At 70.4% G+C, this 18,322-nt stretch carries 18 protein-coding genes and 1 pseudogene; 11 read left to right on the top strand and 8 right to left on the bottom strand.

Annotation, left to right across the window (positions count from 1 at the left end; genetic code table 11):
- Positions 1-16 precede the first annotated feature (16 nt).
- Complete coding sequence (locus ACIA77_RS09820) at positions 17-298, bottom strand: type II toxin-antitoxin system Phd/YefM family antitoxin (protein ID WP_395885395.1); 282 nt, start codon at positions 296-298, stop codon at positions 17-19.
- Between the two features lie 32 nt (positions 299-330).
- A complete protein-coding gene (locus tag ACIA77_RS09815) occupies positions 331-1,494 on the bottom strand; it encodes a hypothetical protein (RefSeq protein WP_395885394.1) in 1,164 nt (387 codons plus the stop codon).
- Positions 1,495-1,864: 370 nt separating this feature from the next.
- Between ACIA77_RS09815 and ACIA77_RS09810 the strand changes: the two genes are divergently transcribed.
- From ACIA77_RS09810 to ACIA77_RS09800, 3 genes are all read left to right on the top strand, one after another.
- A complete protein-coding gene (locus ACIA77_RS09810) occupies positions 1,865-2,275 on the top strand; it encodes a DUF3151 domain-containing protein (RefSeq protein ID WP_395885393.1) in 411 nt (136 codons plus the stop codon).
- 71 nt (positions 2,276-2,346) lie between these two features.
- Complete coding sequence (locus ACIA77_RS09805; protein ID WP_395885392.1) at positions 2,347-3,222, top strand: helix-turn-helix domain-containing protein; 876 nt, start codon at positions 2,347-2,349, stop codon at positions 3,220-3,222.
- Positions 3,194-3,373, top strand: a complete 180-nt coding sequence (locus ACIA77_RS09800; RefSeq protein ID WP_395885391.1) for a DUF397 domain-containing protein — start codon at positions 3,194-3,196, stop codon at positions 3,371-3,373. The genes ACIA77_RS09805 and ACIA77_RS09800 overlap by 29 nt, the downstream gene beginning before the upstream one ends.
- On the opposite strand, the gene ACIA77_RS09795 is transcribed toward ACIA77_RS09800, so the two are convergent.
- From ACIA77_RS09795 to ACIA77_RS09785, 3 genes are all read right to left on the bottom strand, one after another.
- Positions 3,370-3,516, bottom strand: a complete 147-nt coding sequence (locus ACIA77_RS09795; RefSeq protein ID WP_395885390.1) for a hypothetical protein — start codon at positions 3,514-3,516, stop codon at positions 3,370-3,372. The genes ACIA77_RS09800 and ACIA77_RS09795 overlap by 4 nt on opposite strands.
- Positions 3,517-3,797: 281 nt before the next feature.
- Positions 3,798-5,024: a GGDEF domain-containing protein gene (locus ACIA77_RS09790; RefSeq protein WP_395885389.1), complete on the bottom strand. Its 1,227-nt coding sequence runs from the start codon at positions 5,022-5,024 to the stop codon at positions 3,798-3,800.
- A gap of 507 nt (positions 5,025-5,531) precedes the next feature.
- Complete coding sequence (locus tag ACIA77_RS09785) at positions 5,532-6,800, bottom strand: MFS transporter (RefSeq protein WP_395885388.1); 1,269 nt, start codon at positions 6,798-6,800, stop codon at positions 5,532-5,534.
- Positions 6,801-7,186: 386 nt separating this feature from the next.
- Here ACIA77_RS09785 and ACIA77_RS09780 point away from each other — a divergent pair, with 386 nt between their 5' ends.
- Positions 7,187-9,082: an FAD/NAD(P)-binding protein gene (locus ACIA77_RS09780; RefSeq protein ID WP_395885387.1), complete on the top strand. Its 1,896-nt coding sequence runs from the start codon at positions 7,187-7,189 to the stop codon at positions 9,080-9,082.
- Between the two features lie 39 nt (positions 9,083-9,121).
- Here the strand turns inward: ACIA77_RS09780 and ACIA77_RS09775 are convergent, their stop codons facing one another.
- The 3 genes from ACIA77_RS09775 to ACIA77_RS09765 all read right to left on the bottom strand — a co-directional run bounded on the left by ACIA77_RS09775 (position 9,122) and on the right by ACIA77_RS09765 (position 11,357).
- Positions 9,122-9,502: a hypothetical protein gene (locus tag ACIA77_RS09775; RefSeq protein WP_395885386.1), complete on the bottom strand. Its 381-nt coding sequence runs from the start codon at positions 9,500-9,502 to the stop codon at positions 9,122-9,124.
- 253 nt (positions 9,503-9,755) lie between these two features.
- Positions 9,756-9,968, bottom strand: coding sequence for a transposase (locus ACIA77_RS09770; RefSeq protein WP_395885385.1), 213 nt, complete (start codon positions 9,966-9,968; stop codon positions 9,756-9,758).
- A 66-nt stretch (positions 9,969-10,034) separates the two neighbouring features.
- Complete coding sequence (locus ACIA77_RS09765) at positions 10,035-11,357, bottom strand: PQQ-binding-like beta-propeller repeat protein (RefSeq protein WP_395885383.1); 1,323 nt, start codon at positions 11,355-11,357, stop codon at positions 10,035-10,037.
- 192 nt (positions 11,358-11,549) lie between these two features.
- Between ACIA77_RS09765 and ACIA77_RS09760 the strand changes: the two genes are divergently transcribed.
- From ACIA77_RS09760 to ACIA77_RS09730, 7 genes and pseudogenes are all read left to right on the top strand, one after another.
- On the top strand, positions 11,550-12,104 hold the full coding sequence (locus ACIA77_RS09760; protein WP_395885382.1) for a hypothetical protein: 555 nt from the start codon (positions 11,550-11,552) through the stop codon (positions 12,102-12,104).
- 98 nt (positions 12,105-12,202) lie between these two features.
- On the top strand, positions 12,203-13,474 hold the full coding sequence (locus tag ACIA77_RS09755) for an acyl-CoA dehydrogenase family protein (RefSeq protein WP_395885381.1): 1,272 nt from the start codon (positions 12,203-12,205) through the stop codon (positions 13,472-13,474).
- On the top strand, positions 13,471-14,475 hold the full coding sequence (locus ACIA77_RS09750) for a phosphotransferase family protein (RefSeq protein WP_395885380.1): 1,005 nt from the start codon (positions 13,471-13,473) through the stop codon (positions 14,473-14,475). The genes ACIA77_RS09755 and ACIA77_RS09750 overlap by 4 nt, the downstream gene beginning before the upstream one ends.
- Positions 14,476-14,576: 101 nt before the next feature.
- A complete protein-coding gene (locus ACIA77_RS09745; RefSeq protein ID WP_395885379.1) occupies positions 14,577-15,614 on the top strand; it encodes an LLM class flavin-dependent oxidoreductase in 1,038 nt (345 codons plus the stop codon).
- Positions 15,611-16,701 (top strand): annotated as a pseudogene (locus tag ACIA77_RS09740) (AMP-binding protein); the annotation flags it as partial. The gene ACIA77_RS09745 and the pseudogene ACIA77_RS09740, both read left to right, overlap by 4 nt.
- Positions 16,702-16,935: 234 nt before the next feature.
- Entirely contained in the window at positions 16,936-17,193 is a 258-nt protein-coding gene (locus tag ACIA77_RS09735; protein WP_395885636.1) for a hypothetical protein, read from the top strand.
- Positions 17,190-18,308, top strand: coding sequence for an LLM class flavin-dependent oxidoreductase (locus tag ACIA77_RS09730; protein ID WP_395885378.1), 1,119 nt, complete (start codon positions 17,190-17,192; stop codon positions 18,306-18,308). The genes ACIA77_RS09735 and ACIA77_RS09730 overlap by 4 nt, the downstream gene beginning before the upstream one ends.
- Positions 18,309-18,322: the final 14 nt, after the last annotated feature.

Genomic DNA, 18,322 nt, shown 5'->3' with positions numbered 1-18,322 from the left:
GCCCTTCGCGCGGCGCTCAGCCACGCCGGCGCTCCCACGGGTTGTCCTCGTCACCCAGCAGCGGTCCTTCCGGGAAGAATTCGTCGGCCTCTCGCCTCATGGCGGCAGCATCCACCTTGGGCAGCCGCTTGTGTCGTTCGACCAGCTCTTCGGCAGTCAGCTGACGGCGGCGCGGGAGCGGTCGAAGCTCGGCGATCTCCACGCCGTTGCGCATCACGTGGAAAGTCTCGCCGGCTTCGACCGCGTCCATGACGGCGGCGGAGTTGTTGCGGAACTCCCGCTGCGTGATCACCTGCATGGCACAAGTGTAGCCCACTGTCGCACGTGGTGCTACACGGTCGCCTTCCGCGCCGTCCACCAGCGGGTTACCGGGCTCGCCGCAGCCCACAACACGAACACGCCCACCAGCGCCACCGCCACCGTCCAGTACGCGACCGGCGGCGCCGACTCCGTGTGCGAGTCACCGAGCAGCCACGGCCGCAGCTGCGACTGGACCCACAGCGCGCCGTACCCGAAGGCCGACACCAGCAAGGCCCCGATGGCCGCCGTGGCGACGCGGTGGCCGGCGCCGATCGTCACGGCGAGGTCCACCGCCAGGCCGACGGCCAGCAGGTAGAACGGCACCGTCGACACGGGGAAACCCAGCCCCAGCAGCAGCGGCCACATCACGCAGCGGTACGCGACGTACGCGCCCGCCACCGAAAGCGCCGCCCAGCGGAAGCCCAGCGTGCGGCGGGCCAGCACGAGGATCAGGGCCGTGACGCCGATGCCCCACAGCGGGTAGACCCACTCCGGGATCGGCATCGTGAAGTGCAGGATCGCCGTGCGGTCCACCGGGTGGCCGATCTGGTTCGCGGCGAACGTCAGCAGCGAAGGCTCCGCCTCCGGCGTCCCGCGCTCCCACGCGCGCAGGCCGAGCACGCCGTACTCCTGCTGGCCGTTGGGGAAGAACGTGTTCTCCAGGAAGAACGCCCACAGCGCCAGCAGCACGCCCGTCCGGAAGCGCCCCGGCGGCGCGAGCCGCAGCCAGCCGAGCAGGACGCCGGCCTGCATGATGCCGGTGCCGAGGTACAGCAGCAGGTGCGACGGGCTCCACGCGGTGAGGTCGAGGCCGTTGACGCGGTGGTTGATCACGTCGAGCGGCGCCGCGACGAGGAACACCACGAGCCCCGTCTGCATCAGCCGTAGCGACGGTTTGTCGCAGCCCAGGCCCGTGTAGCTGTGGATCGCGACGAGCACGATGATGATCACCGTGCCGACGGTGTTGATCAGGTGCGGCGGCGCGAGGTCGTCGCGCAGCCACTTGAAGTGCCACGACATGTCCCACGACGAGCCCAGCAGCTTGAACGCGAACGCCGCCAGCCACATCCCGTAGCAGAACCGCAGCACCCACGGCGGCGTCGGCTGCCCGGGTGCGCCCCGGTGCCAGTGCCGCTCGAAGAAGAGCCGCGTCTTGCCCACCGGGCTCCGCGGGATCACGTCAACCTGCGTCATGGATCGACATCATTCCCGGCACGCGCGTTGTGGTGGTGCGGAACGTGGCAAAGGGCTCGAAAACCAGGGTTCACCCCTACGGGTGGCGGACTTGCTTCGATAGCAGTGGGGGCGGCAGAGTGTCGCGCTGAGATCGCAGTGTCGCGCCTGAGATCGGACTGTCGCGCCTGAGATCGATAGTGTCGCGGCTGCGTTCGATACGGTCGCGCCTGCGCTCGAAAAATGTCGCACCTGAGGTCGGAAGGAGTCGTGCCATGATGCCGAAACGCGTGGTCGCCGCGGTCGTGATCGCCGCACTCGTGCTGGCCGGCGGAGGCGTGCTGACGAGCCTGTTCCTCTGAGTTCCCGGGGACGTGGGCAGAATGTCGGTATGACGCACAACCTGCTGGGCCCCGAGCCGACGTTGCTGCCCGAGAACACCGCCGCCCAGGCCGCGCTCGACGCGGGCAGCAGCCCGACGTCCGTCGCCGCCGAACACCCCGACTTCAGCGCCGCGTGGGCCACGCTGGCCGAGCAGGCCCTCGAAGCCGGCGAAACGGTGGCCGCCTACGCCTACGCCCGCACCGGCTACCACCGCGGCCTCGACCAGCTGCGCCGCGCCGGCTGGAAGGGTTTCGGCCCGGTGCCGTGGTCGCACCGCCCCAACCAGGGTTTCCTGCGCGCGCTGGCCGCTCTCGGCATCGCGGCCGGTCGCATCGGCGAGACCGACGAGTACGAGCGCGTGAAGACCTTCCTCACCGAATCCGACCCGGCTGCCGCCGAGGCCACCGGCCTGAAGTGAGCCCGCGTTCGTTCGGGTGATCCCGGGTGCGGGTCCCGGTGTTGACAGGTGTGGACACTTACGTTCGGTGCATGAAAGGCACCGCCATGCTCACGCCGCGGATCCGCACCCTGGGCGCTTCCCTGCGCGAAGCCCGGCTCGGCGCCCACTTCAGCCTGCGCGAGCTGGCGCGGCGGATCGGGGTGAACCCGTCGCTGGTGTCGCACTGGGAGCGGGGTTCCCGGGTGCCGTCGGTCGAGGACGTGGCCGGGGTCCTCGGTGCGCTGGGCGTGGTGGGCGACGAAAAGCGGCGGATCATGTACATGGCCCGCGGATCAGCTGAGCCCGGCTGGATCACCTACGGCCTCCCTGGAGCGCCGAACCACATGGCCGGCGTCCTCGCGTGCGAGCGCGCGGCGACGGAGATCGTGGAGTGGGCACCAATGGTCCTCCCGGGTTTGCTCCAGACGCCGGGGTACGCGCGGGCGATCTTCTCCGCATCCGCGCTCGACCAAGCCGAAATCGAGCGGCGGGTCGCGGTGCGAATGGCGCGCCGCAAGCTCATCGCCGGTTACGAAGCAGTGCCGTTCGAAGGCCTGATCGGCGAAGCGGCCCTGCGCGAATCGATCGGCGGCACGGCGACGATGGCCGACCAGCTGCGCGCTCTGGTGGCATCGTCCGCAAAGCCCACGATTTCGCTGCGAGTGGTTCCCAGCGGGATCGGCTGGCATCCGGGCTTGGAGGGCCGATTCATCCTCTTCGGCCAGGAGAATTCTGGCCCAGTGATCTACTTCGAGAACTTCAGCTCCGGCTGCTTCGTGCCCGATGAGTACGACGTCGAGCAGTACCGCGCGGCGCTGAAGCGGATTCGCGCGGTCGCGATGAACCCCGAGGCCTCCGTCGAATTCGTCCGAGGATTGGCGGAGGAGGCCGAAGAACGTGATCGAGACAGGGTGGCGCAAGAGTAGCTACAGCGACAAAGAAGGCGCCTGCGTTGAGGTCGCGCTCGATCGCTCCGAAGTCCTCGTGCGCGACTCGAAGGCCCCGGCCCAGCCCGGCCACAGTTATCCCGCCGCTGCCTGGGACGCATTCCTCCGCCACCTCGGCGAAGAGCACTAGCGCGCGGAATCGCGGAGCAGCCGCAGGGCTCGTTCGAGCGCGTCGTCGTCGAGTCCGCGGGCCAGTGGCTTCAGGTAGTTCTCGATCCGGTACGGGCAGCTCTTCTCGCCTGACGAAGTGCCGGGGAGGCTGAAGTTCCCCACGGCCGCGCCGGTTCGGGCGTCGCGGACCGGGACGTGGCAGGTGCTGTCGAGGACGCTCGGCCCGGTGACGGCGACCGTGAACTGCGGGAGGAAAGCCGGCGACGGACCCGGGGACCGGTCCCGGCGCCGGGTGGTTCGCTGTGACCCAGGCGTTGGGCCGGCTGTCCTGAAGTGGTGGACGCTGCCGAGTGCGGTGAGGAGGAGCCGCGCCCGCGCCGGAGGTGGGCGCGGGACCGGCCGGCGAGGGGGAGGTAGTCGGCCGGTCCCGCTGAGCGCGGCGGTCAGGCGACCGCCGCGAGCGCGGGAACCGCCACCGAAGCGACCGAGTCCGTCGAGTTCGTCGAGTCCACTGTGGAGGCCGAGCCGACCACGCGGTTGCGGCCGCCGTGCTTGGCCGCGTACACCGCGGCGTCCGCGGACGCCATCACTTCCTCGATGCTGGACCCGTCGACGGGGAACGACGCGACGCCGATCGACGCCGTGCGCTGCATGATCTCGACGGCCTCGCCTTCGTTGGTGTGGGTCGGGATCACGAGTTCGCTGATGCGCTGGCGGATGCGTTCCGCGGTGGTGATCGCGTCTTCCTTCGACGTCGAGGGCAGCAGGGCCACGAACTCCTCACCGCCGAAGCGGCCGACCAGGTCGTGGGCGCGGGTCTCCTGCTTGACGACGGCGGCGACCGCCTTGAGGACGTCGTCGCCGGCGAGGTGGCCGAACGTGTCGTTGATGGACTTGAAGTGGTCCAGGTCGATCATCAGCGCGCCGAAGCTGCCGCGCTCGCGCTCGGCGCGGGAGATCTCGCGCTGGGCGCCGTCCTGCCACGTGGTGGCGTTGAGCAGCTGCGTCTTCTGGTCCGTGGTCGCGAGCTCCTCGAGGCGCTTGATCAGCACGGAGCGCTGAAGCACGTACAGCGGCAGGATCACCAGCACCGACAGGAGCGGCTCGTTGGTGAGCACCATCGTCAGCAGGCCGCCGACGCAGAGGATCGACGCCTCGAGGAGGTTGTCGTCCATGGTGCCGAGGCAGGACGCGGGGGTGGCCTTCACCGGGTCGGCCAGGTAGAGGCCGAGGCCGGTGAGCGCGGTGTTCACGGCGAAGTAGCCGAGCGCGGCGGCGGCGACGGTCGCGACGCCCTGGCCGCTGGCGAGGTGGCCGGCGAAGGCGGCGCCGAAGCCGGACAGGATCATCGTGGTCGCGTTGGCGGCGACGCGGTGGGCTTCACCCGGACGGGTGCCGTTCCAGCTGCGGAACGCGAGGTAGACGTACAGCAGCACGGCCAGCGCGGCCACCAGCTGCGGCGGCACCAGCAGCGCGGCGGGCAGCAGCCACACGGACGTCACGTTGATGTGCGGGCCCCGGCTCAGCATCCGGCGCTGCCGCTCGATCTGCCGGGTGATCTCGGTCTGCGCCACGGCCAGGCCGCTGATCAGCGCGAACAGCCGCAGCTCGCCCGCCGTGACCGGCACCAGCAGGCTGCTCGCGGCGGCCAGGACCACGGCGACGGCCATGCTCGTGAGCGTGACGGCGATCCACCGTCGCGGCCGCGACCACAGGGCCCAGCCCCTGACCGCAGCAACGAGACCCTGTCCAGACCGTTCCCCCGATGTGACCATTTTTCCCCCAAGCCCTTGCGCTGGTGTCCGGTGACAATCTCCTCACGCACAGTTTCGGGCCGTTTGCGGCCTGTCCACAAGGGCCTTAGGTGTGTACCTTTTTCCCGAACACGCCGGATGAAGGGTGACCAGCTATGCGCAGCAAGGATCAGTGACCGCGTAGCAGCACCGCAAGGTCGCGCAGGTCAGAGCCCACGCGTGGAACATGTTGTACATGTTCGGCGCGTGTGGCTTCCTTCGCCGTGCCCTCGTGCGAGCACGGCGCCGACGGGCGCCGTCACATGATCGTTAGATTAATCTTACTCGAGAAATGGTCAAATCGGGCAAGCTGACCAGCAATCTCGGACCCGCCGATCGGGTGGAACATCGCCCGATGGTGCTCGCCTCGCCCGGCGGCCCGCCTCAGGCGTGTTCCGCGCGGGTGGCTTCTTTCGCCGTGCCCTCGCCGCCCTCGTCGGATCGGACGGCCAGCGTCCGCTGCCACATGATCGTCAGCGGGATCGTGATCACGAGTCCGGCGAGCCCGAACAACCCGACCGTGGTCTGGGCCGTCAGGTGGTCGGCCAGGACGCCGCCGATCAGGGGGACCACGCCCATCGTGGTCGTCAGGCCCGTGTTGGAGAGGCCCATCGTCTGGGCCCGGCTCATGTCCGGCACTGCGACGGTGAGCGAGGCCGTCGCCTGCAGCAGCGCGATCGTGCCGAACCCGCCGGAGATCACGAACAGGATGATCGACACGACCGGCCCCGGCTGCAGGAAGCACAGCAGCAGCGGGATCGCCGCGAGCGCCGTCATCGGGCCGATCAGCTTCGGCCGCGCTTCGGCGGGCACCCAGCGCGTGTAGATGAACGTGAAGATCACGCTGCCCACCGGGTCGGCCGCGAGCAGCAGGCCGATCATCTCGGGGCCGCCGCCCGCCGACGCCGCGTACGGCGCCGCGATGCCCTCGTACACGGGCATCAGGCCGGCCAGCCAGGTGAACAGCATCAGGGAGCGCAGCGCGGCCGTCGCGAAGCCGACCTTGCCGCCCGCGCTCAGCGAGGCGAAGAACGGCTTGCGCTTCTCAGCGCTCGCGGCCGGTGGGCGCGCCTGCACGCCGAAGCGGACGAACAGCGCCGACAGGATGAACGTGCCGGCGTCGAGCACCAGCGCGAGCCGCGGGTCGACCGCCAGCAGCAGCGCGCCGCCGCCGGCGAAGCCGAGCAGCTGCGCCGACTGCACCGTCATGCTGCGGATACCCATGCCGACCACGAACCGGTCACCTTCGAGCACCTGTGGCAGCAGCGCGAGCTGTGACGCCTTGAACGGTGGGTTCAGCAGCGACACGCACCCGACGAACACGCACAGCGCCCAGAACGGCAGCCCGGGGATCGCCACCAGCAGGATCAGCGCCGCGCGGATCACGTCGACGGTCACCATCACCGTCCGGCGCGCGAAGCGGTCGGCGAAGCCGGTGAGGAAGATCCCGCCGAGCAGCGACGGGAAGAATGTCAGCGCGTAGGTGAGGCCTGTCAGCGTGGCCGACTGGGTATTGGCGTAGACCAGCACGGAGAGGGCGACGCGGGCCAGCTGGTCACCCGCTATCGACAGCAGCTCGCCGAACCACATGGCGCGGAACTCGGCGACTCCGAACACCTCGCGGAACGTGACCCGTCCCGGTGCTGCCGTCATGCGTACTTCTCCCGATGTTCGTGTGCAGATCGTGCCGCACGGTGATCAGGCGGTGACCATAGGACCTCGTGGTCACGGGTCAATCACAAAACGTGAGTTGCCAAGGTCAGTGTCTCGTGACTGTTGGTGAATCTCTAGGTTCTTTCGCCGGTATCCAAGGGGTCACGGACAGTTCTCCGGGTGTCCAGACGATAGCGCTGAGCGCCGTCAAGATCACGAGGAACCGAAGATGTGGTGTGCGCCACATTCGCGCGGTCGCTACGGGACCGTAGTGCATCTGCGCCCGGGTGGGGAGTGCGTAGGCACCGGGCGGTTTCGGTGTCCGGGGGCGTCCGCACTGTGGGAGGGCACCCTCGTGGCCACTTGGCCGGCGTAGCTTCGGGTTCGTGGCCGATCACGCGACGTTCACACTCGCCGTCGTGGGCGCCGGGCCTCGTGGGGTCGGGGTCCTGGAACGGCTGTCCGCCAACGCCGCCGAGCTGCTCGGCGGCCGTCGCTTCGTGGTGCACCTCATCGACCCGTTCCCGGTCGGGCCGGGGCGGGTGTGGCGCTACGAGCAGTCGCCGCTGCTGCGGATGAACTCGATGCCCGAGGACGTCACCGTCTACACCGACGAAACGGTGCGCATGGAGGGACCGGTCACGCCCGGGCCGTCGCTCATCGAGTGGGCGCGGCAGGTGCGCTCCGGCGAGATCGGCTACCCCGTGCCGCCCGACCTGCGCGCCGAGTTCGACGCGCTGGCCAGCACCGACTTCCCGACCCGGCGGCTGCAGAGCCTGTACCTGCGGTGGTTCTACGAGAAGCTGCTGGCCGAACTGCCGGCGGGCCTCGAGGTCGTGGAGCACCGCAGCGCGGCCGTCGCGATCGAGGACGGGCCGCCGCAGCGCGTGCGGCTGGAGAACGGCGAGGTGCTCACGGCCGACGCCGTGCTGCTGACCGTCGGGCACCTCGACGCGCAGCCCGACCCGGCGGAAAGCCTGCTGGAGTCCTTCGCCGGCCGCCACGACCTGCGGTACTACCCGGCGGGTTACACCGCCGACGTGGACTACTCCGCCGTGCCGGCCGGCGAGCCCGTGCTGGTGCGCGGGCTGGGCCTCGCGTTCGTCGACCTGATGCTGCTGCTCACCGAAGGCCGCGGCGGGCGCTTCGAGGACCTGCCGGGCGGCGGTCTGCGCTACCACCCGAGCGGCGCCGAGCCCGTGCTGCACGTCGGGTCCCGCCGCGGGGTGCCGTACCACGCGAAGACGGGTTACCGGCTGCGCGGGAAACCGTTGCAGCTGCCCAGGTTCTTCGACTCGTACGCGATCGAGCAGCTGTGCGCGAAGGCCGCGCCGCTCGACTTCCGCGCGGACGTCTGGCCCCTGATCGCCAAAGAACTCGCGTGGGCGTACTACACCGAGCTGTTCACCGGCCACCCCGACCGCGTGCGCACGGACTTCGCGGTGTTCGCCGACGCGTTCGCGGATCTGGCCTGGGGAACGTCCGAACTGGACAGTCTGATCGCGGCCGCCGTGCCCGCCGAGGAGGACCGGCTGGACCTGGAGCGGCTGGACCGCCCGTTCGGCGGCGAGTGGTTCGAGTCCGCGGAGCACTTCGGCAAGGCCGTGCGCGAGTACGTCGAAGCCGACCTCGCGCGGCGGGCGGACCAGCGCTTCAGCGCGGACCTCGGTGCGTTCATGGCGCTGCTGTCGGTGGTCGGCCAGCTGCCCGCGCTGCTCATGACGGGCCGGCTCTCGGCCGCGTCGCAGGTCGCGGACCTCGACGGCTGGTTCAAGGGCTTCTTCTCCTACTACGCGAGCGGCCCGCCGCCGCGCCGGCTGGAGGAACTGCTCGCGCTGGCCGACGCCGGGCTCGTGTCGTTCCTGGGCGCGGACCTGCTCGTGACGGCCGAAGAGGACACCGGCGTGTTCGCCGCCTCGAGCTCCAGCTTCCCCGACGTCGTCACGGCCCGGACCCTCATCGAGGCCCGCCTGCCGGAGGCGAGCGTGCCGCGCGTGTCCGACGCGCTGCTGCAACAGATGCGCGACGCGGGCACGCTCGCCGAAGAACAGGTGCCGGACGCGACCGGCGCGGACCTGCCGTCCGGCCGCATCGCCACCCGCATCACCGACTCGCGCCTGCTCGACGCCGCCGGCGCACCCCACCCACGCCGCTTCGCCATGGGCGTGCACACCACCACCCGCTCACCCGGCGCCTTCACCCGCCCGCGGACCAACGCGATCATGTTCCGCCAGAACGACGCGCTGGCCCGCGAACTGCTGCGGATGGAGCCCGAGAGCTAGGTCCTGACCCGGACTCGACGCCGAGTCCGACCCCGCCGGCTACCGGCCTTGCACCCACGGCGTGCAGCCGACGACGTCCGGCAGCACCGAGCCCTGGTCGAACCAGGCGCAGGCCCGCCACTTCAGCGATGCGTTGGAGCTCGCCTGGACCTGGCCGGGCCCGGCCGCAACGTGGTTGTGGGCGCTGCTGTCGAGCCAGGTGTTGCCGCCGTCGCTCTTGCCGGCCTCCACCCGGCCCTTGAAGGCGGCGATCGAGACGAACCCGCCGTTGGGGGCGTTGTAGACGCAGTAGTTGCGGTCCGGGAAGGTCTGGCAGCCCGTCGCCGGTGCCGCGTCGGCGACGGGGGCGGCGAGCAGTCCGACGGCCAGTACCAGGCCGCCGGTGAGGGTCCACGAGGCGAGGTGTTGTGAAGTCTTCATGGAGTCGATCTTGATCGTGAGAACCGTCTGGCGTAAGGGCTGTCACTCCACATTCGGGGCACCCCACTCGCATGGGAAAGCACGGTCTGCGCGGCGGTGTACGCGCCGGTAGCCGTGGTGCGCGGCGAGGGCCAGCACCTCAAAGTCGAATCGAACAGCGGTGGCGACCACCGCGTGAGGCACCAAGCTTCCGATGGCCGGATTGCTTCGGTCGGCAGGCATTGCAACACCACCTCGCAGATCCCATCGGGGGTCAGGCGTCGGTGCCGGGCCGCGGATCGTCTGCCACGGACCGAACTCGGCGGGGCCCGTCCCGCCGCGCGGTCCCGCACCGATACCGATAGATGATCCCCTCGGCCATCGCCCGCGCGTCCGAGAACGGCCGACCACGCTTACCGGCACGGACCGGCAGCAACTTCTCGATCAACGCCCACTGACCATCCGACAGTAGCTGAAACCCCTCCACACCCCAAGAATCTCAGTCACCAACCGCAACTTTTGCGGGACGCCCAAGAACCGGCGACGGCGCGCCTCAGTTCTTGACCGGGTACGCCTTCGGGGCGCCGTCCTTGTCGGCGGCGAGGCCGGCGTACTCGCTGACCAGGACCGGCGCGGCGCCGACGTCCTCGGTGGAGCGGTCCTTGCCCGTCTTGGCGTCCAGCACGATCGGTTGTCCCCCTTGGGTTTTGCCGTAGAGGGCGCCGTGCCAGGCGGCGGTGGGGTCGGGGGCGACGCGGTTGGCGGCTTCGTCGGGCAGGGTCCAGAGTTTGCCGGCGGTTTTGGCGTCGTAGGCGGTGAGCACGCCGTCTTCGTTGCACACCAGCACCGACTGCTGGTCGTAGAGGCATTCGCCGTAAGACCGGGAGCCGAAGCCGCCTTCGCCTTCGACCTTCGCCTTCTCCGCACCGGTCGCGGGGTCGAGGAACAGCAGGAAGGGGTGGCCGGAGCCGTAATCGGTGCGGTTGACCACGACCAGCGCCGGATCGGCGGGGACCATGGTGAGCTGGGACGATTCGCGCGCACCGACCCACTTCTGCTGGCCGGTGGCCACGTCGAGGGCGGTGGCCTGCGTCATCGAGGAGTTCTCGGGCACGTTGTAGTCGGTGCCGACGAGGATGTCGCCGTGGAGGCTGCCGGCGTCGTAATCCTTGCGCTGCCACAGGGTTTTGCCAGTGGCGGGATCGAGCGCGACCGTGACGTGCTCCTCGTCCTGGCGGCTGTAGCGGGCGATCACGGCCTTGTCGGTGACGGCGACGACCTCGGTGACGGCGTTGCCGGCGTCGGCGTACTGGTCCTCGGACACCTTGAGGTCGGCCTGCCACGCCTTGGTGCCCGTGGCGGTATCCGCGGCGATCACCGACAGCGTGATGTAAGCCGGAGTGGTGCCTTTCTCCGGCCTGACAACGGGAACGGCGGCGACGGCGAGCTTGTCGGTGACCGCGGGCGGGCGCGGCCCGGTGGGGTTGACGAACGGCCCGCTCTGGTTGTTCGGGTCGCCGGGCTCGCCCTCGACCGGGACGCTCCACTTCTGCCGGCCGGTCAGCACGTCCACCGCGTTCATCGCGGTCGGCGTGATGACGTAACCCGTGCGGTCGCGCAAGGTGACGAACGTCGACACGACGTTGCCGGCCACGTTGGCGCGCAGTGCTTCAGCGGGCAGGCCGACGGCGGCACCCGCGTCGAACGCGGTGGGCGGATCGGCGGTCTTGGCCGCGGGTTCGGCGGACGTCGGTGGTTGTGCGGCGGGCACCGAACCGGTCGGCCCCGAGGCGCTGCCGCCGTCCGTCCCGCCGCCACAGCCGGCGACAGCGACCGCTGTCCCCAGGCACGCCACGATGACCAGTGTTCGTCGCATGTGCATCGACCTTCCCCACAAGGACCACCGCTCCGAACGGAGCCATCGCGGACGATAGCCGACAAACCGCCGCCAGCGTGGCAGTTCACGCAAATGTGTAACAGTTCCCTGCTCGAGGCGCTAGATTCAGCCCCCGTCACCCGGCTTCTGTCGCTATCCTCCGAACGATCACCGCAGCCTGAAAGGTGCCTCATGTCCGCTCGTGCACTCTCTGTCCTGACCGTGGGCGCCGCCCTGCTGATCGCCGGATGCTCGAGCTCGGAAGGCGGCACGGCGCTGCCGGCTTCGTCGAGCGCAGCGACGGGCTCGACCACGGCGCCGACCACCGCCGCGGCCCCGACGACCACGTCGAACCCGCCGTCCACGTCGACCCAGCCGGCCACCTCGGCGGTGTCCAGCTCGGTCGAGGGCGCCGTCCAGCGCTACGAGACGTTCCTCGGCGCCATCGGCCGGGAAGACGTGACGACGGTCTGCGAAATCGCCGGCCCGGCCGCCAAGAAGGCGGAGGATGAGGGCTTCGGGACGTGCGAGCAGACGATCCCGATCACCTTCCAGATGATCTCCGCCACGCAGAAGCGCGCCTTGCGCAGCGCCACCGTCGACGAGTCCCGCATCACCAAGGACAGCGCGACGAAGGTCGAAATCCCGGCCAGCGCCGTCAAGGCGAGTGTCAAGTTCACCGACAGCGACCTCGGCGACGCGACCATGGAGTACCGCGGCGGCAAGTGGTACGTCGTCGACAACTGACCGCTGGAGAAAGCCACAACCGCTCCGGCCGGCTCCGCTGGTCGCCGCGCCGCCGCCGTTCCTAGCGTGGAGGCGTAGGCGGACCGGAAGGGCGGCACATGACCTGGGACTTCTCCACGGAACCGGAGTTCGCGGCGAAGCTGGACTGGGCGCGGGAGTTCGTGCGCAGCGAGATCTACCCGCTGGAGGTGCTCGACCTCGACCACCAGGGGTTCCGGCGCCTCGCGAAACCGTTGCAGCAGCGGGTGAAGGACCACGGACTGTGGGCCGCGCACCTGGGGCCCGAGCTGGGCGGCCAGGGCTACGGGCAGCTGAAGCTGGGGCTGCTGCACGAGATCCTCGGGACCAGCGAGTTCGCGCCGTACGTCTTCGGCTGCCAGGCGCTGGACTCCGGCAACGCGGAGCTGCTCGCCATCGCGGGGACCGAGGCGCAGAAGTCCCAGTGGATGCGGCCGTTGCTCGACGGCACGCTGCTGTCGGCCTTCTCCATGACCGAGCAGGGCACCGGCTCCGACCCGCGGCAGTTCACCACGAACGCCCGGCTCGAGGGCGACGAGTGGGTGCTCAACGGCGCGAAGTGGTTCGTGGGCAACGCTTCCCGCGCCGACTTCCACATCGTGATGGCCGTGACGGAGCCCGCTGCCGATCCGCACCACCGCATGTCGATGCTGATCGTGCCGACGAGCGCGCCGGGGATCACCACGCGCGAGATCGGGTTGATGAACGACCCGGAGCACCGCAACCCCATCTGGTCGCACTGCGAGGTCGGGTACGAGAACGTGCGGATCCCGCGGGAGAACCTGCTCGGCGAGCGCGGTGAAGCGTTCGCGCTGGCGCAGAAACGCCTGGGGCCCGGGCGGATCCACCACTGCATGCGCTGGGTCGGGGTGTGCCGGCGCGCGTTCGACATGCTGTGCGAGCGCGCGGTGAGCATCGACGTGCACGGCGGGCCGCTCGCGGACAAGCAGACGATCCAGAACTGGGTCGCCGACAGCGCCGCGCAGATCGAGTCCGCGCGCCTGCTCACGCTGCACACCGCGTGGCAGATCGACCAGGTCGGGGCCAAGGCCGCGCGCACCGGCATCGCGATGATCAAGTACCACGGCGCCACCGTGCTGCACGACGTGATCGACCGCGCGATCCAGGTTCACGGCTCGCTCGGCTTCTCCACCGACATGCCGCTGGAGCAGATGTACCGCTGGGCGCGCGCGGCCCGCATCTACGACGGGCCCGACGAGGTGCACCGCGTGACCGTCGCGCGGCGGCTGCTCAAGCCGTACCAGCCGGCGAAGGTGCCGACGGAGCACATCCCGACGCGCCGCGCCGCGGCGCTGGACCGCTTCCGCGAGCAGCTGGAACTGGCCCAATGACGGCGCAGCTGCTGCAGCGGCCACTTGCCGACTGGCTCACCGCGCACACGGGCGACCCCGGGCCGTGGGAGCTCACGCGGCTGACTGGAGGAAACTCCAACGAGACGTGCCTGCTCTCGGGCGCCGACGCGGGGTTCGTGCTGCGGCGCCCGCCGAGCCACGCGTTGTCGGCCTCGGCGCACAGCGTCGCGCGAGAGCACCGGCTGCTGAGCGCGCTCGCGCCGACGCCGGTGCGGGCGCCGCGGCCCGTCGCGCTGTGCGAGGACCCGGAGGTGCCGCTGGCCCCGTTCCTGGTGATGGAGCACGTGCGCGACTCCGTGTCGATCACGGACACGCTGCCGTACCCCGAAACGGACCTCACGAAGGTCGCCGACGAGGTCATCGACGCCCTCGCCGCCGTCCACACGCTCGACTGGCGGGCGGCCGGCCTCACCGGCTTCGGCCGGCCCGAGCGGTTCCTCGACCGGCAGGTCACGCGCTGGTACCGCCAGTGGGAAGGCATCGCGCGCCGGCCGCTGCCGGCCATGCCGAAGATCGCCACCTGGCTCGACGAACACCAGCCGGCAGGCAGCGAACCCGCCCTGCTGCACGGCGACTTCCACCTCGACAACTGCCTGTTCGCCGCGCACGAGCCGCGGCTGGCCGCCGTGATCGACTGGGAGATGGCGACGATCGGCGACCCGCTGCTCGACCTCGGCCTGCTGCTCGCGCTGTGGGGCGAACGCGGCACGGCGATGCCCGCCATCCAGGCCGTGTCCCGCGTGCCCGGCGCGCCCGGCCGGGGCCACCTGCTCGCGCGCTACGAGGACGCCGTGGGCCGCACGATCCCGGACGTCCGCTACTACCGCTGCCTCGCGCTGTTCAAGCTCGCCGCGATCGTCGAAGCGGCGTGGTCGCAGTTCCTGACCGGAGAGCTCACCACCGACTACGCCGCCGCGCTGGAGCACGACGTGCCGGCGCTGCTCGACGATGCACTGGCGACGGCGGGGGTGACGCCGTGACGTTGGAGCGGCCCACAACGCCACCCGCGATCGGGGCTGGCCCGCGGCCGGGCGGCTGAGCACGGTGTGAGGAGCAGGCGAACGTCGACAAAGGAGACGGCGTGACCGATCAAGAAGTCAACTTCGGGCTCTGGTACGACTTCCGCAACCCCGAGCAGTGGTTCCGGCCGTTCTCGACCCTCTACCGCGAGGCGCTGGACCAGCTCGCGTGGGCGGAGAGCATCGGCATCGGCTCGGTGTGGCTGACGGAGCACCACTTCTGCGAGGACGGCTACACGCCCTCGCCCTACACGCTCGCCGCCGCCATCGGCGAGCGCACGAAGAGAATGCGCATCGGCACGAACCTTGTGATCGCGCCGCTGCACAACCCGGTGCGCCTCGCCGAGGACGCCGCCACGCTGTCGCTGCTGACCGGCGGCCGCTTCGACCTCGGGCTCGGCCAGGGCTACTGGGCTCCCGAGTTCGCCGCGTTCGACCGCAACCTCAAGCACCGGCCGAGCCTGCTCGAGGAGAGCGTCGCGGTGATCCGGCAGGCGTGGTCGGGTGAGGAGAAACCGTTCCAGGGCAGGCGGTTCCAGCTGCCTTCGGTGAAGATCACGCCGAAGCCCGAGACGACGCCGAAGCTGCTCGTCGGCGCGATGGCCGAGCCGGCCATCGAACGCGCGGCCCGCATCTCCGACGGGTTCCTCAGCACCCAGAACGCGCACCAGCAGTCCTATGTGGACGCACTGGACCGCGTGGGCAAGTCCTCGGCCGAGGGCGCGATCTACGCCGGCCAGTGGGCCGTGATCGCGGAGGACCCGGAACGGGAGTGGGCCCGCATCGGGCAGCACGCGCTCTACCAGCTGAACAACTACATCCAGTGGGGCGCTTTCGGCCCGCCCGACGTCGTGCCGAAGTTCGAGACGGCCGACCAGATCGTCGAGGGTGGTGCGTTCCAGCTGTGGGACCCGGCCACGGCCGTCGACGAGCTGACCGCGCTGCTGCGCGGCCGGCCGCAGATCAAGGACGTGCACTTCTGGGCCCAGCTGCCCGGCGAACCGGTGGACAGCGGCTCCGCGCGCATCGAGCTGCTCGCGACGAAGATCGTGCCGCAGGTGCGGCAGCGGCTGGCCGAGACGGCGGAGGTGGCGGGGTGAACCAGCCACTCGTGCTCACCGACCTCCTGCACCGCGCGCGGGAGTTCTTCCCCGCCAAGGAGATCGTCGAGTACGGGGCCGGTGCGCCGACGCACCGCTACACCAACCGGGACTTCCACGAACGCGTCGTCGCGCTCGCGGGCGCCCTGGTCCGGCTGGGGGTGCGGCCCGGTGACCGGGTCGCCACCCTCGCCTGGAACCACCGGCGGCACCTCGAGCTCTACCACGCGGTGCCGCTCGCGGGGGCCGTGCTGCACACGGTGAACCTGCGGCTGGAGCCGACGGAGATCGCGTACGTGCTCGGGCACGCCGAGGACGTCGTCGTGGTCGCCGACACCTCGTTGCTGCCGAAGCTCGAAGCAGCGCGCGCCGAGCGGCCGGGCCTGGTCGTCGTCACGACGGACGGGCCGGCCCCCGGCACGCTGGACTACGAGGCGCTCGTGGCCGAGGGCCCGCCGCTGCTCGACCCGCCGCGCGTCGACGAGAACGCGCTCGCGGCGCTCTGCTACACGTCGGGCACCACGGGTTCGCCCAAGGGCGTCGGGTACTCGCACCGTTCGCTGTACCTGCACACGTTCGCCGCGTGCCTCGCCGACGGCCACGCGATCAGCGAACGCGACACCGTGCTGCACGTCGTGCCGATGTTCCACGCCAACGCGTGGGGCATCCCGTTCGCCGCGCTCATGACGGGCGCCAAGCAGGTGCTGCCCGGTCCCCACCCGGTGCCCGCCCAGATCGCGAAGATCATCGAAACCGAGCGCGTCACCTACACCGGCATGGTGCCGACGGTCGCGGCCGACCTCGTGCGGCACGTCAGCACGACCGGCACCGACGTGAGCAGCTTGCGCGCGCTCGTGCTCGGCGGTTCGCCGCCGGACGACGAACTGCTGCGGGCCCTCGACGCGCTCGGCATCCCGGCGTTCCAGGGCTGGGGATGACCGAGATCTCGCCCATGGGCACGTTCTCGAAGCCGCTCCCGTCCGTGGTCGAGCCCACCGAACGGCGGCGGTCCGTGCGCAAGCAGGGCCGCCTGCTGCCGGGGCTGCAGTGGCGGCTCGTCGGCGACGACGGCACGGACCAGCCGCACGACGGCGTTTCCCGCGGTGAGCTGCTGATCCGCGGACCGTGGGTCGCCACGCGCTACTTCGGCGGCGAGCACCCGGAGAGCTTCCCGGACGGCTGGCTGCGCACGGGCGACATCGCGACCATCGACGCCGACGGGTACCTGGAGATCGTCGACCGCGCCAAGGACCTGATCAAGAGCGGCGGCGAGTGGATCAGCTCTGTCGCGCTGGAACAGGCGCTCACCGCGAACCCCGCGGTGGCCGAGGCGGCCGTCGTCGCTGTGCCGCACGAGCGGTGGCAGGAGCGGCCGTTCGCGCTGGTCGTGCTCGAACCCGGCCGCGCGGACCCGCCGGACGAACTGCTCGCCGACCTGGGCGAACGCGTGCCGCGCTGGTGGCTGCCCGAGGGCGTGCTGGTCGTGGCCGAGCTGCCGCGCACGAGCGTCGGCAAGATCGACAAGAAAGTGCTGCGGGCGAAGGTGGCCGCGGGCGGACCCTGGCAGGGGGCCGGATGAAGTTCGGCGTCTTCTACGTGCTCGAGTGCCGCGACCACGACTTCCGCCGCGCGTACCACGAGATGCTGGCGCAGATCGCCTACGCCGAGCAGCTCGGGTTCGACGAGGTCTGGCTCGCCGAGCACCACGGCAGTGACTACGGCTCGATGCCGTCACCGCAGGTCGCGGCCGCCGCCGTGGCCGAGCGGACGAGCCGCATGCGCATCGGCATCGCGGTCAGCAACCTCACCTTCGACTGGCCGGTGCGCGTCGCCGAGGACTACGCGATGGTGGACGTGCTCTCCAACGGCCGGCTGGATTTCGGTGCGGGCCGCGGGTACCAGCCGGGCGAGTTCCGCAACATGGGCGTCGGCGACCGCCAGGACGTGAGCCGCGAGGTGTTCGACGAGGCGCTGGAGATCGTGCGCGGGCTGTGGCGCAAGCGCGCGGGCGAGCCGTTTTCCTTCCACGGTAAGCACTTCGACCTCACCGACGTCGACTGCCGGCCCACGCCCGTGCAGCGTCCGACGCCGCCGATGTACGTCGCGTCGATCAGCCCCGAGACCTTCCACCTCGCGGCTGCGCAGGGGTACAACCTGCTCGTCACGCCGACGTTGATGACGTTGCCGGAGCTGAACCAGCTCGTCGTCGACATCAAGCGCTCGCTCATCACGAGCGGCCGCGACCCGCTGTCGCTCGACTTCCCCATGAACTGGCAGGTCCACCTCGCCGACACCACGGCCGAGGCCGTCGAGAACGTCACCGAACCGCTGTCCTGGTACTACCGCCACGTGCTCGACCTCGTGCCGAGCGGGCCGCACCCGCCGCACACGTACGAGCGCTACGCCGAACTCGTGGCCGCGTCGGAGGAAGCCGGTGGGCCGACGCTCGACGGGCTGCGCGAGAGCGGCGTCGTCTACGCCGGCGACCCGGCGGGGCTGGTCGCCGAGATCGAGACGCTGTACGAGGAAACCGGGCTGCAGCAGCTCATCTGCTGGATGCGTTTCGGTGGCCTCGCGCACGAAAAGGTGCTGCACTCGCTGGAACTGTTCGCCGAGCACGTGCTGCCCCGCTTCCGCGACCGCCCGCCGGTCGTGCCGCGGGCGCTGCGGGCCGAAGTCGCTGCGATCCACTGAAACCCGTCAAGAGA

Source organism: Amycolatopsis sp. NPDC051903, assembly GCF_044452505.1.
Taxonomy (GTDB): Bacteria; Actinomycetota; Actinomycetes; order Mycobacteriales; family Pseudonocardiaceae; genus Amycolatopsis.
The sequence above is the reverse complement of the archived record's forward strand: the minus strand, read 5'-3'. Positions and strand labels throughout refer to the sequence as shown.

Excerpts from the sequence above, each read along its gene's own strand:
- ACIA77_RS09755 (WP_395885381.1), top strand. The coding sequence starts at position 12,203 with ATGACCTGGGACTTCTCCACGGAACCGGAGTTCGCGGCGAAGCTGGAC.
- ACIA77_RS09760 (WP_395885382.1), top strand. The coding sequence starts at position 11,550 with ATGTCCGCTCGTGCACTCTCTGTCCTGACCGTGGGCGCCGCCCTGCTG.
- ACIA77_RS09765 (WP_395885383.1), bottom strand. The coding sequence starts at position 11,357 with ATGCGACGAACACTGGTCATCGTGGCGTGCCTGGGGACAGCGGTCGCT.
- ACIA77_RS09790 (WP_395885389.1), bottom strand. The coding sequence starts at position 5,024 with ATGGCCGTCGCCGTGGTCCTGGCCGCCGCGAGCAGCCTGCTGGTGCCG.
- ACIA77_RS09775 (WP_395885386.1), bottom strand. The coding sequence starts at position 9,502 with ATGAAGACTTCACAACACCTCGCCTCGTGGACCCTCACCGGCGGCCTG.
- ACIA77_RS09810 (WP_395885393.1), top strand. The coding sequence starts at position 1,865 with ATGACGCACAACCTGCTGGGCCCCGAGCCGACGTTGCTGCCCGAGAAC.
- ACIA77_RS09815 (WP_395885394.1), bottom strand. The coding sequence starts at position 1,494 with ATGACGCAGGTTGACGTGATCCCGCGGAGCCCGGTGGGCAAGACGCGG.
- ACIA77_RS09805 (WP_395885392.1), top strand. The coding sequence starts at position 2,347 with ATGAAAGGCACCGCCATGCTCACGCCGCGGATCCGCACCCTGGGCGCT.
- ACIA77_RS09820 (WP_395885395.1), bottom strand. The coding sequence starts at position 298 with ATGCAGGTGATCACGCAGCGGGAGTTCCGCAACAACTCCGCCGCCGTC.
- ACIA77_RS09785 (WP_395885388.1), bottom strand. The coding sequence starts at position 6,800 with ATGACGGCAGCACCGGGACGGGTCACGTTCCGCGAGGTGTTCGGAGTC.
- ACIA77_RS09750 (WP_395885380.1), top strand. The coding sequence starts at position 13,471 with ATGACGGCGCAGCTGCTGCAGCGGCCACTTGCCGACTGGCTCACCGCG.
- ACIA77_RS09730 (WP_395885378.1), top strand. The coding sequence starts at position 17,190 with ATGAAGTTCGGCGTCTTCTACGTGCTCGAGTGCCGCGACCACGACTTC.